The 13,598-nt window shown below is 30.7% G+C and carries 10 protein-coding genes and 4 tRNA genes; 9 read left to right on the top strand and 5 right to left on the bottom strand.

Annotation, left to right across the window (positions count from 1 at the left end; all coding sequences use genetic code 11):
* Positions 1–17: 17 nt before the first annotated feature.
* Positions 18–2,684, bottom strand: a complete 2,667-nt coding sequence (locus RH98_RS13050; protein WP_026038903.1) for an AsmA-like C-terminal region-containing protein — start codon at positions 2,682–2,684, stop codon at positions 18–20.
* A gap of 85 nt (positions 2,685–2,769) precedes the next feature.
* Positions 2,770–4,530, bottom strand: coding sequence for a signal peptide peptidase SppA (gene sppA / locus RH98_RS13045; protein ID WP_010255652.1), 1,761 nt, complete (start codon positions 4,528–4,530; stop codon positions 2,770–2,772).
* Between the two features lie 125 nt (positions 4,531–4,655).
* On the opposite strand from sppA, the gene folK reads away from it, so the two are divergent.
* Complete coding sequence (gene folK / locus RH98_RS13040; RefSeq protein WP_010255649.1) at positions 4,656–5,789, top strand: 2-amino-4-hydroxy-6-hydroxymethyldihydropteridine diphosphokinase; 1,134 nt, start codon at positions 4,656–4,658, stop codon at positions 5,787–5,789.
* Between the two features lie 14 nt (positions 5,790–5,803).
* Here the strand turns inward: folK and RH98_RS13035 are convergent, their stop codons facing one another.
* The gene (locus RH98_RS13035; RefSeq protein WP_010255646.1) at positions 5,804–6,346 is read right to left on the bottom strand and encodes an RNA methyltransferase; all 543 of its coding nucleotides are present in this window, start codon (positions 6,344–6,346) and stop codon (positions 5,804–5,806) included.
* A gap of 260 nt (positions 6,347–6,606) precedes the next feature.
* On the opposite strand from RH98_RS13035, the gene RH98_RS15665 reads away from it, so the two are divergent.
* The 8 genes from RH98_RS15665 to RH98_RS13000 all read left to right on the top strand — a co-directional run bounded on the left by RH98_RS15665 (position 6,607) and on the right by RH98_RS13000 (position 12,136).
* Positions 6,607–6,894, top strand: coding sequence for a hypothetical protein (locus RH98_RS15665; protein ID WP_010255644.1), 288 nt, complete (start codon positions 6,607–6,609; stop codon positions 6,892–6,894).
* 81 nt (positions 6,895–6,975) lie between these two features.
* Entirely contained in the window at positions 6,976–7,494 is a 519-nt protein-coding gene (locus tag RH98_RS13030; protein ID WP_010255642.1) for an FUSC family protein, read from the top strand.
* Positions 7,495–7,573: 79 nt separating this feature from the next.
* Positions 7,574–10,171: a DNA mismatch repair protein MutS gene (mutS, locus tag RH98_RS13025; RefSeq protein ID WP_010255640.1), complete on the top strand. Its 2,598-nt coding sequence runs from the start codon at positions 7,574–7,576 to the stop codon at positions 10,169–10,171.
* Positions 10,172–10,328: 157 nt separating this feature from the next.
* A tRNA-Gly gene (locus RH98_RS13020) sits at positions 10,329–10,401 on the top strand.
* Between the two features lie 12 nt (positions 10,402–10,413).
* A tRNA-Leu gene (locus RH98_RS13015) sits at positions 10,414–10,499 on the top strand.
* Positions 10,500–10,606: 107 nt separating this feature from the next.
* Positions 10,607–10,954, top strand: a complete 348-nt coding sequence (locus RH98_RS13010; protein WP_010255637.1) for a hypothetical protein — start codon at positions 10,607–10,609, stop codon at positions 10,952–10,954.
* A gap of 141 nt (positions 10,955–11,095) precedes the next feature.
* Positions 11,096–11,181 (top strand) — tRNA-Leu (locus tag RH98_RS13005).
* An 869-nt stretch (positions 11,182–12,050) separates the two neighbouring features.
* A tRNA-Leu gene (locus tag RH98_RS13000) sits at positions 12,051–12,136 on the top strand.
* Positions 12,137–12,249: 113 nt separating this feature from the next.
* Here the strand turns inward: RH98_RS13000 and RH98_RS12995 are convergent.
* Together RH98_RS12995 and RH98_RS15335 are read right to left on the bottom strand one after the other, a co-directional pair.
* Positions 12,250–12,561: a hypothetical protein gene (locus RH98_RS12995; protein ID WP_050996156.1), complete on the bottom strand. Its 312-nt coding sequence runs from the start codon at positions 12,559–12,561 to the stop codon at positions 12,250–12,252.
* Between the two features lie 31 nt (positions 12,562–12,592).
* Positions 12,593–13,180, bottom strand: coding sequence for a hypothetical protein (locus tag RH98_RS15335; RefSeq protein ID WP_050996154.1), 588 nt, complete (start codon positions 13,178–13,180; stop codon positions 12,593–12,595).
* Positions 13,181–13,598: the final 418 nt, after the last annotated feature.

The following is a 13,598-nucleotide window of genomic DNA, read 5'->3' as shown; positions in this document are numbered from 1 at the left end:
ATTATTAATCTTTTTGATTATTTTTCTTCTGTTTTAGCAGGTTCTTCAGCTTTTTTCTTTTTACCAAAAAGACCTTTTAACCCCTCACCTATTTTATTTACAACTTCTTCCGTTTCATCTTTTTTGGTATCTGAAGTTGCTTTTTCACCTTCTGTTGTTGCAGTATCTTCTTTCTTACCTCCACCTAATAGGTCCATTAAAGCTCCTTTACCTTTATCAACCAAGCGGTTTTTTTGTTCTTCAATAATCTGATTTGTCAAATTAGTAACTACTTGCCCCATATTAGTTCCCACTTTTGGATTAGAGAAGTTTCCAGTCAATCCCACCTTAACAGGTATCTCTTCAAATTTGGCACTCTCTTTTGGTCCTAAGCTAGCAAGTGTACTTGCGATATCATTACCTAATAATTTGGCTGGGACTTTAAAATCTAAAGTATAATCCATAGATTGATCAAATCCATGTTCTCCTGAGACTTGTACAGACATATCCTTTAATTTTAAATCAAATGGCTTGAATTGAACTTTCCCATTATTAAAGACAATATGTATACGCTGATTATTCAAATTCAGCTTTTTCATATCTATAAATGAAACAGTTTTATCTAAAGTCGATAACAATTGTGACTTTTCTGGATCAATATTAGTATCTAATAATGTTCCTTGAATATCTCCACTTAGACTGTTCATATTAGGTGCTAAATCAGCTGCGTCTAAATTCCCTTTCATTTTTATTTCCCCATTAATATTACCAGCAATAATTCCTCCAATCGGAGCAATTGTCTTTAAGAATTCTAATTCAGTAAAAGTTTTAGTAATATCTAATTTTTTTAAGTTTAAATCCATTGCAAAAGTTGGCACAGCTTCTTTTGTCGAAACGTGACCTGCAAAGCCTAAAACTCCACCAAAAATATTAGTTGACATATTTTCTAAACGAGCTGCTTCATCTTTTATCACTAAACGACCTTTTACATTCTTTAGCACTAGATTATCGTATACTACAGTATTAGCATTGGCATTTATTGAACAATCCAAAAATCCTGGAATTTTTAAAGGTTCTTGAGCTGCTGTTGAAGTCTTAGTTTCTTTTTTCTTACTCTCAGTAGTAGCTTCAGCTTCTTCTTTCAATAAATCAGCCAGAACAAAATTATTAGAATTCACATTAAAGTTCCCTTTTAGCGTCTGTTTATTAAATAGAAAACCATATAAGTTATCTAATCTACCATTAGCTGTTAAATCAGTAGTTCCAGTTTTTAAACTAAACTTATTTAAAGAAACATTACTCGTATTAAATGTCAGAGCTGCTTCTTGAATTTGTAATGGCTTAGCCATTGCTTCATTCTCAAAATTAAACCCTGTTAGTGATAAGCTACCAGCATTCTTTATATTTTGATATTGCTCTTTCTCTACAGATTTCATATCAAAATTAGTACTGACATTAGCTTTTAAAATACCTGATAAAGGAAAGTCAAGCTTAACAGGATAAGCCTTAGTGACATTGCCAAGATTAACTATCCCATCAAACTTAGCATCTATAATTGCATTCTCTGTAATATTTTTTAAATGTGCTTTAGCATTAAAAGCATCCTGATCAATTTTAAATGATAGCTTATTAATATCTACATAAATATCTTTCATTAAGCCTGTTTCATTCATTACATTTACATCTAACATAATGTTTTGAACAGCTTTTGGCAAGTCAGGATATTGAAATGAAGCATTATTAGAATTCATGTGTATTGCTAAAGTTGGAATTGTTTTTTCAGTATACTTCCCTTTTACTTTTCCTTCCACTTTGAAATCTCCACTAGTCTTAACCCCTTTAAGATTACCAGCATATGCTTCCGGTATTAAACCTAAAAAGTTTTTGAAATCCGAATCTGGTGTAGCAAATGTTAAATCATATTGTTGGCCTTCTTCTAAAATTTGAATAAAGCCATCAAATTGTAATGGTAGTTGATTTATCAAAGCTTTGTTATCTTTGAAAGAGAACTTCATATTCTCCATATCCATACCTATTACGGCCTGCAATGATAAATTAACATCGTTCAAAAATTTAGTCCCGTCCATTACAAAAGAAACTTTTGCTTTTGATTCAGTATCTAAGTCAAGAATATTAGCAGCCATATTCCCCGTTCCTCTGTGGTAAAAATCATTTACCATAAACATCATTTTAGAACTAAGATCTTCATATTTCAACTGCAGATTCTCAACTTCGTAATAATTAAGTGCAAGCGAAAAATTAGAATCATCATTATTATCATCCTCTTTTTCGTCATCTTTCTTAATAGCAATATCATAATTAGCCAAACCATCTTTATTAACTAATACATTTACATTAGCATCAGAAACAGTAATAGCTTCTATGTTCATTGGCTTATCTTCCCCCTTGAACAGTTCCATTACGGACATTTTTAATCCGATAGTTTTTGCAGATACTAAGGTATCTCCCTCAAAAGGAGCTTTATTAATCACAACCAAGTCTTCTATTGATATTGTTGCTTTAGGAAAACCTTTTATTAAGCTTAAATTTACTTTTTCAAAATTAACTGTAGCATTTACATTCTCATTGATTGTTTTCTTTACTAAATCTTGAATTTTACCTTTAAACATAAAAGGAGCAACTAATAATACTACTATTATAAGTAGTAATATTCCACCACCCCATTTTAAAACTTTCTTCATAATTATTCTTTTTATACAAAATAACAAAAAAAAGAGCCAACTCATATCTTTATGGTTGGCTTCTTGTTTTATTTAGCTTTTTTTAACACTATTTGATATTTAATTCAAATGGCATAATCGTTTGAGCTCCTTTTAATGAATTAAAATAATTTAATCGTTCAAGCATTTCAAAATTCTCTTCACCTACTTTTTCTTTAATTAAATCATCTTGAGTTTTTAATATTGATGCTCCAAAATAGCTTCTTAATAAATCTTCAAATTTTAATTCATATTCTGGATAGCTAACTAATTTATAATTATCTATTTCTACTTTATTAGCAGCGTAGGCAACAGCTTCTTTCAGTCCTCCTAATTCATCTACTAAACCTTTATCAATAGCATCTGCTCCAGTCCAAACACGTCCTTGCGCAACAGCATCAATTTCCTCAAATGATTTATTTCTACCAGTAGCTACTCTATTAACAAATGTAGTGTAAATGTCTTCTACACTTTCTGTCATTACAGCTTTAAAGTTAGGATCAATTGGTTTAAAAGGGCTATAAGTAGCTGCATTTTTATGTGTTTTTACATCTTGAGCATTTACACCATATTTTGTTGCTAATTCACTAAAGTTTGGCAACATCCCAAAAACACCTATTGACCCAGTGATTGTAGTAGGATCTGCAAAAATATAATCTGCATTACATGAAATGTAATAACCACCTGAAGCAGCAAGATTACCCATTGAAACAATTACTGGTTTCTCCTTTTTAGTCAATTCAATTTCTCTCCAAATTAAATCTGAAGTTAATGCACTACCTCCAGGGCTATTAACACGAAGAACAATAGCTTTTACTTTGTCATTTTTACGTGCTTTTCGAAGAGCTCTATTAATTGATCCCTCTCCAATATAATTTACATTACCTTCACCACTTAAGATTTGACCTTGAGCATAAATAACAGCTATTTCATCACCTTTACTTGTAGCTTGATTTATTGCATCCTTAGCATACTCTAATATTTTTATTTTATTATACTCCTTGTCGCTTTCTACCCCTAGTAAATTTCGTATTGCTTCATGATATTCATCCTCGTAAACTACTTTATCAACTAAACCTACTTTCAATGCTCTTTCTGGTGTACAAGCATCTAAGTTATCAGCAATATTATTTAAAGTATCTACTGAAATTTTTCTAGATTCTACAATATCCTCAACAATTGTATTCCACATTGAATTTAAGAAAGCTAAAGTCTGCTCATGATTGGCAGGGCTCATCTTATCTTCTAAATAAGGTTCTACCGCACTTTTATATTTTCCATGACGTATTACCTCCATCTTCACACCTGTCTTGTCTTCTAATCCTTTTAAATATAAAATTTCAGTATAAAGACCTCTAAAATCAATTGCTCCAACAGGATTTACATAGACTGAATCAGCAATTGAATTAAGATAGTATTCTTTTTGATCATATACATTAGCATATGCTAGAACAAATTTCCCACTTTCTTTAAAATCCTTTAAATGATTTCTTATTTCTCGTAATTGAGAAACTCCTAATTCACTTGTATTATTAATAATTGATATTCCCTTAATCTTACTATCTGTCTGGGCATAATCAATTGCCTCTAATATATTAGATACACCTTTACTATCTGTATCTTTTATATTCAAATCTTTATAATTGAATTTTCCTCCGTAATCATAACGAACATCTGATAAATCTAAGACTAATACAGAATTATCCTTAACAATTACTTTGTCTGAACTACTTCCAATAGCTGTAGCAATAACAATTAAACCAAAAAACAACAATCCAAAGAATAAAAATAATCCCACTATTGTTGCTAAAACATTTCTTAAAAACCTCATATTAAATCAATTTTCTATATTAGTATCAATTTTCTATTTTTTGTTACAATGATGACTCAAAATTGTGAATAATAACTGATACAAAAGTAGCATTTATTCAAATTTCTTTTAGTTACTTTGCCCCTATGTATACACAAAATAACATTGTTTTATCCATAGGTACTAATCAAGGCGATAAAAAAGGTAATATCCAAAAAGCCATCGACCTAATTCACAACCTGATAGGTACTGTTATCAAAATTTCTCCAATTTACGAATTTCCTGCATGGGGATTCGAAAGTGAGCCTTTTTATAATTGTGCTGTTCTAATTCATAGTAAACTTGAAGGTGAAATTGCTATTAAAAATATACTGGAAATAGAACAACAATTAGGTAGAGTACGCTCTATCGATGGTGGATATATAGCACGTACAATTGATATCGATATTATTACCTTTAATCAAGAAGTGTATAACACTGCTAGCTTAACTGTACCTCATCCATTGATGCAGGAAAGATTATTTGTATTACAACCATTAGCTGATTTAAATATTGATTGGGAACATCCTATCTTAAAGAAATCAGTAAAACAATTATTGAAAGATTGTATAGATAATTCTACTTATAAAATAGTAGATACATTAGACTCCCCATTAGATAAATATGCCTTTGCAGATGTGAATTTTATTGCTATCGAAGGAAATATAGGAGCAGGAAAAACTACGTTAACCACAAGAATATCGGAAGACTTTAATGCTAAGGTAATTTTAGAAGGTTTTGCAGATAATCCATTTCTTCCAAAATTTTACAAGGATGCTACTCGATATGCTTTTCCTTTAGAGATGTCATTTCTTGCAGACCGCTATATGCAGCTATCAGATGATTTGGCTCAATTTGATTTGTTTAAAGAATTTATTATTGCAGATTACTATATTTTTAAATCTCTTATTTTTGCACAGATTACTTTAGAAGAGGACGAGTTTAGATTATATAAACAGATTTTCGAAATAATGTATAAAGAAACACCACAACCTGATTTGTATGTTTTCTTATATCAAAATACTGATCGACTTCTTGATAATATTCAAAAGAGAGGTCGTTCTTACGAAAGTGACATTACTGGTAATTACCTTGACAATGTCAATCAAGGATATTTAAATTATATCAAGACACTTCCTAACCACAAGGTTTTAGTAATTGATATTTCAGATATGGATTTCGTAGCTTCTCAAGGAGATTATATCAAAGTATTAGAATTAATTCAAAATAAACTAAAATAAAAAACCTTGTATCTCTACAAGGTTTTTTTATTAATCATCTGTTGAAATAAATCCCAAATTACAATTCCAGCACTTACTGCAATATTCAATGAATGCTTTGTCCCTAATTGAGGAATTTCGATTACACCATCGCTTAAATCTACAACTTCCTGAGAAACACCTTTCACTTCATTTCCAAACACAAGGGCATAATGAGTATTTTCTTCTACCTTAAAATCATTTAACATTACACTACGCTCTACTTGTTCTACAGATAGAACCACTACATTCTTTTCTTTTAAATCCTTTACTACCTCAACTATATCTTTTACATATTCCCATTCTACAGTATCTGTAGCCCCTAAAGCCGTTTTATGTATTTCTTTATTAGGTGGCGTTGCTGTAATACCACATAAATAAATTTTATTAATTAAGAAGGCATCACTTGTTCTAAATACAGAACCAATATTATGTAAACTTCTTACATCGTCTAAGATAATAGTTAAAGGAGTTTTTTCTGAAGTTTTAAACTCTTCTATATTTTTTCTGTCCAACTCACTATTGGCTAACTTACGCATACTTATTTTTTATTGCAAAAGTAGAAAATATATTTCATCAGATTAAATTGATGAATTTCTTAAGTGTAAAAAGTAAGAGCTATTTTTTATTACTCTAAGACTTACCTTGATTAATTATTCAAATATTTAAACATAAAAATAATAATAAATTCAAATATTAAACAAAAAACAATGATTAAAACCATTTTATTAACAACAAAACTTGATATAATTATATTTTTTACATTAACTTAGATAACAGAACCAAAAACTAACATGATATGAGTACCCCTACCCTTAATCGTTTAGCATTGGCTAGTATCGCAAACAACGTGCTCTTTCTTTTTCTATTTAGAATAGGCATTACTGCAAGCTTTTACCAAGATACGCACTTTGCTATTTTCTTTAATATCTTATGGCTACCAAGTTTAACAGCCTTAATTTTGCTACCTACAATAATTGTATTTAATTTAAATGTAAAGGAATTGGTATTTTTTAAGCTTCCGATTTTTGCAATTACATTATCCATTTTATCTGTAATATTATTCACAATGACTAGTATTAATTAATTTTTTTAACAAAAAAGTAAAACAAAATGATTGGCTTTCTAGTTCAGACATAGTACTTTTGCAAGCTGAATTAAAATCAAGATGTTTACAACTTTAATTACTCGTATTATTACTTCACCCGTAATTATTTATACTACACGCTGTACAATTGGCTTAGCGATAGGTTATGCTTTACTTAAAAATCTGCCTCAGTATGAAATTTTATGGACAATGATTTCGATTATGCTAGTAATTTCACCAGAGGGTAAAAACTCTAAAAAGCTTTCAATTGAACGCTTTAATTCAAATTTAATTGGTTCAATAGCTGGGCTTATTTGCTTAGAAATTCATCCTGAATTGAACTTTTATGTATGTCTAATGGGAGCCTTTATTACGATTTTTACTTGCTATATTTTTAATATTTTAAATATGGCTAGAGTAGCATTGGTAGCCTTACTTATTATTTTAATACATCCATTAAGTAGCTCCACACTAGAAGTTACTCCATTAATGCGCACTGGTGCAGTTACAGCAGGATGTTTCATTGGACTAATGATTACTGTAATTACTTCAACAATTATAAGACGATTAAAACGTTTTTACGGAATTCCTCTAAAATAAATACTCTTTGCGGTATCGAAATTATTCATTCCGATTTCTTGCGCTATATTTGTAAAAATCTATTCAAAACTTTACAATTATGGCTGGAAAAGCTAAAGCTCCAAAAGAAACTCCTTTAATGAAACAATACAACGATATTAAAGCTAAGTATCCTGATGCTTGCTTATTATTTCGTGTTGGAGATTTTTATGAAACCTTTGGAGAAGATGCTATTCGTACTGCAAAAATATTAGGAATTACGCTAACAAAAAGAGGTGCAGGAAGTCCAAGTGAAACAGAACTTGCAGGCTTTCCTCATCACTCTATAAACGTATATCTTCCTAAATTAGTTAAAGCAGGCTTACGTGTTGCTATATGCGACCAATTAGAAGATCCTAAAACTACTAAAACAATTGTAAAAAGAGGCGTTACTGAATTAGTTACTCCTGGTGTAGCTTTAAATGATGAAGTACTTCACTCAAAAACAAATAATTTCCTTTGCGCCTTACATTTTGCAAAAAAAACTATAGGGATATCTTTCTTAGATGTTTCTACTGGTGAATTTCTTACAACTGAAGGTGATTCAGAATACATCGATAAGCTATTACAAAACTTTAGACCTAGTGAAGTATTAATACAAAAAAATAATAAACTTCACTTTGCAGAGCTTTTTGGTTCAGACTTTAATTTGTTTTTCTTAGATGATTGGGTTTTTAAAGAAGATTTTGCAATAGAATCTTTAACTACTCATTTTAAGACTAATTCTTTAAAAGGTTTTGGAATTGAAGACTTGCAAGAGGGAATCATAGCGAGTGGGGCAATCTTATTTTACCTTTCAGAAACACAGCATACAAGGATTCAACATATTTCAAATATTCAACGTATAGCAGAAGATGCCTACGTTTGGATGGATAGATTTACTATTAGAAATCTTGAGCTTTATCATAGTACGAATCCCAATGCTATTACCCTATTACAGGTAATTGACAAAACTATTTCTCCAATGGGAGGAAGACTTTTAAAACGATGGCTTGCACTTCCTTTAAAGAATTCTAAAAGGATTAATGAACGTCATGAAATTGTAGAAGAATTGCAAAAAGACAGAGATTTACTCTCTACTTTTCAAACACAAATAAAACAAATATCTGACTTAGAAAGATTAACTTCTAAAATAGCGACAGGCAAAGTCTCTCCTAGAGAATTAATTTATCTAAAAGAGTCACTTGACGCTATTATTCCAATAAAAGAAATCGCTTTAAAAAGTAAGAACATTTCTTTAAAGTCAATTGGAGATACATTACATGATTGCGCCTTATTAAGAGAACACATTTCTAAAACAATTCATAATGATGCTCCTGTGTCTATCACAAAAGGGAATGCAATAGCTGAAGGAATAAGTCAGGAATTAGATGAACTAAGAGCAATTTCTACTTCTGGTAAGACCTATTTAGAAGCAATAGAATTAAGAGAAAGTGAAGCCACAGGAATCCCCTCTCTAAAAGTAGCTTTTAATAATGTTTTTGGTTACTATATCGAAGTGCGTAATACGCATAAAGATAAAGTGCCAACAAATTGGATTAGAAAGCAAACATTAGTAAGTGCTGAACGATACATTACAGAAGAGTTAAAAGAATATGAAACAAAGATTCTGGGAGCAGAAGAAAAGATATATAAACTAGAAACAGAACTTTATGAAAAGTTCATTAATTGGTGTTTACAATACATAAAACCCGTTCAATTAAATGCAAATCTAGTTGCTCAGATTGACTGTCTATGCTCTTTTGCTCAACTAGCTATTGACAATAATTACACTAGACCTATCATTGATGATACGTTTGATTTAGACATTAAAGACGGTAGACACCCTGTAATAGAAAAACAGTTACCTCACGATGTACCATATATTGCAAATGATGTCTATTTGAACAATAATAATCAACAAATAATAATGATTACCGGACCAAATATGTCAGGTAAGTCAGCTATTTTGAGACAAACTGCTTTGATCGTATTATTAGCACAAATGGGAAGTTTTGTTCCTGCAGCCAATGTCCGTATGGGAATAGTCGATAAAATATTTACCCGAGTAGGTGCATCAGATAATATCTCAATGGGAGAATCGACATTTATGGTAGAAATGAATGAGACTGCCTCAATCTTAAATAATATATCTGACCGCAGCCTAGTCTTATTAGATGAAATTGGTAGGGGTACAAGTACTTATGATGGTATTTCAATTGCTTGGGCTATAGCTGAATATTTGCATCAACATCCTTCTAAAGCCAAAACGCTATTTGCAACGCATTACCATGAACTTAATGATATGCAAGACCATTTTGAAGGAATTAAAAACTTTAACGTATCAGTCAAAGAGCTAAAAGATAATGTACTATTTATCAGAAAACTTGTCCCTGGAGGAAGTGCCCATAGTTTTGGTATTCACGTAGCAAAAATGGCGGGGATGCCTCATACAGTGCTGAAAAGAGCCGAAAAGATGCTAAAACAATTAGAAAAAGGTCACAGAAAAGAGGATACTCAAATAAAACCAGTAGAAGAAGATATTCAATTGAGCTTTTTTAATATGGACGATCCACTATTAGAAGAAATAAAAGAAGAAATATTAAGTATTGATATTAACAGTTTAACCCCTGTAGAAGCATTAATGAAGTTAAATGAGATCAAAAAACTATTATCATAACTCAAAGTAAATAAAAAATATCATTTTATTTATTTTTGACTATCAATGACTTATAAAATTATTGTTATTTTTTTGTTTTTAAAGTTTGCAATAATGGAAAAACGTTCTATATTTGCACTCGCAATACAGAAGTAATGCACGTTCTTAAAAACAAAACGCGAAAATAGCTCAGTTGGTAGAGCGCAACCTTGCCAAGGTTGAGGTCGCGGGTTCGAACCCCGTTTTTCGCTCAAACCCAAGTTGCTCGGGTGGTGGAAGTGGTAGACACGCTGGACTTAAAATCCAGTGAGCAGTAATGTTCGTGCGGGTTCAAGTCCCGCTCCGAGTACGAAATCCTAAACGAATAGTTTAGGATTTTTTTTTGTAGTTATATCAACGGTTACAATCTATTCTTTTATTAAATTCTATTAACCCTTTTGTACCTTATCCATAAAAATGAGTGCATTTGTAATTAGCCTAAAAGAAAATGAAAAGTTTAAATATACTTTTGAACATCGCAGAGGAAAAACCATATTTACTAGTATGGAATACCCCAGCAAGGAAGCAATATATGCTACAATTAATTTCCTGAAAGAAAACTATGAACTAATAACCTTTTTAAAATTCAAAACTCCTAGTGATAAACTGTTTTTTAAAATAGCTATTGATAATAATATATACGGTATAAGTAGAAAATTCACAACTGAGTTAAGATATGAAAAGGGTCTTGAAGAAGTAAAAAAGAACTTTATATCTGGTGAAATTCTTGATTTTTCAGTTGATATCTTTGGAGACATTGAATAATCACTATTTTTATTTTCATTTAATCTTTTAAAAATCAGAATCAAAGAAAATACTTTAATAAAAAACACTTATTATTCATTGTAGATAATAAAAAAAGCAGTAATATTGCACTCGCAATCCACAAGTGATGCAAACTAAGTTGCTCGGGTGGTGGAAGTGGTAGACACGCTGGACTTAAAATCCAGTGAGCAGTAATGTTCGTGCGGGTTCAAGTCCCGCTCCGAGTACGAAAATCCCAAGTGAAAACTTGGGATTTTTTTTTACATACTTATTGAGCAATTCTAAAAGTTGTGGATTATTCCAAAGTTGTATTTATAAACAAAGTTTGGTTAGTCTGTACAGAAAGAAATTAAGGATTAACTACAAAGGTTGGGAAGGAAATAGTAAAATAATGTCTTTCTCTTATGTTGGATAGCGCAGAAATACTAAAAATGATCCTACCAGCTTACTTAGTAGAACACTTCAATAATACTAAAATAGAAGAATTAGACTATCAAGTGTAAAAGTAATGATATATAAAAAAACTATCGTTATGAGCACCCCTTACACAAACCATATATTTGAAAAGATTATACATTAAGTTTTAGACAATTATTATATATATATAAATGAAGTTATAGAGTATACTTTTTTGAGTGATGCCGCAATGATGCCACTTAAATACGATAAAATAACGGCATCACTACGGTATCATTGTGATATCAAAGCAGGAGCATTGAGTCTCGTTCCAGTAGAGTCCTAAAACTATAATGTAAACTACTCTGTATTGACTTATAATTAATATTCCTTACTCCTCTGAATTGAGCTCTAAAAGCTTTTATTTTCACATTAAATCTTTTATGCTTAAAACAGCATATATTACACCATTAAAACAGTACACTTAAGTCATATTTTCCACAACTTAAGAAAGACACCTATATTATCAATTAACTAAACTTAATTTTTTTTAAAAAAACTACACCAATAAGCAACTATTACTCAACACATAACAAGTTATCTATATTTTTTACTCAAAAAAACGAGTTATTTTTGTTGTATAGTAAAAAATAACAATCTATATTTGCACTCGCAATCCACAAGTGATGCAAACTAAGTTGCTCGGGTGGTGGAAGTGGTAGACACGCTGGACTTAAAATCCAGTGAGCAGTAATGTTCGTGCGGGTTCAAGTCCCGCTCCGAGTACAAAAAATCCCAAATGAAAACTTGGGATTTTTTATTTATAATTAATTCTTCTTAGCCATGCATTCTTTTCAAAGAACACTCATTAAGAATAATCGGAATAACTACTTACCTCTCTATGGACATTTTGGATAGATATATTTATTTATATGATAATTAGTAATTGGTTTTAATGCTTTTCCTGTCACAGGATGAACACCATTTCCTGGACTACTAAAATACTCATGTTGCATATATCCAATTTTAACAAACCAAACTTTAGGTTTACTGTCTTTAAAGAATACAGTATTACAATCCACATCAATCTTTTTAAAGCCATTTAAGATACCCTCACTATACTGAACAGGTGTTATAGCATCTTGTACAAAACTAAGTCTTGTAGCATCACCACAGTCACATTCTACATACTGATCTATCTCCCATTTCATACATAAATTTTGTTTACTGAAAATAGTAGTATTAAAAACAAAAAGTCCCAATAAAATAATTACCCCTACAATCAAGGCATAATGCCTCCACCCCCACTTTTTTTTTATCATTTATATTTTTGGGGGTAGCAGCATTATGCTCTTTATTATCATTGGAGCTAAAAAAACTTTCCTCTTCTGCTCTTGATAAATTTGAATCTTTTACATTTCTATTTAAACATTCCCTCTCCTTACCATCATCAGCAGATAACTTTAAAAATTTACCATAAGGTCTCATTTCATAGTCATATAATAAAGCTACCATTTCAATAACGGCATGATTCTTCGAGGTAGTTGTTTTTCCCTTTAGAAAATTCTGGATAGGTTTAAATTTATCTATATCAAATTTACTTATTATCGTCGCTATTTCTTTTACATCTGTACTTCCAACTTTAAAAAAATTATTGAGAATAGTTCTATCATCATTGGAAAGATCAGCCTTATCACACAAGGCTAAACAAAAATCCCTAAGCTGAGCAGGAGATGGAGATAACAATACAGTATACTTTGATAAATACTTAACATTCTCAATGTGTTTTTTAAGATGATCTATATAGTCAATTATTGTTAGTGTGGTCATGATTATAAAATAATACAAAATTGGAATTATCGGAATCATCGGAATAACCAGAAACACAGCACATTAGCTATAAAATTAGTTTCTTCCTTTGCCTCAACGAAATCCAGAAATGTGTTAAGTGTTTCAAAAATACAAAAACATTTATTTGGGTTGTTGAAAAGTAATATCAAAATAATCAGGAAGCTATTTTGTATTGCTTACAGCAACTCGCTTCCATTCACACTAACACCTTCTCTGTTTTTCATTTTTTAAAACATTAAAATGAAAATCATTATGAAAAAATCTGCACAATTAGCTATGCTATTAGGAGTATTCACTTTTACATTCGTAAGTTGTGACAAGGACGACAGCACTGTTGACTTCCAAAAAGAAACAAAAGTAAATCATTACAATGATCAAGAAGAACACATTTCTGATT

Source organism: Myroides injenensis M09-0166, assembly GCF_000246945.1.
In the GTDB taxonomy this organism is placed as follows: Bacteria; Bacteroidota; Bacteroidia; order Flavobacteriales; family Flavobacteriaceae; genus Flavobacterium; species Flavobacterium injenense.
The sequence above is the reverse complement of the archived record's forward strand: the minus strand, read 5'-3'. Positions and strand labels throughout refer to the sequence as shown.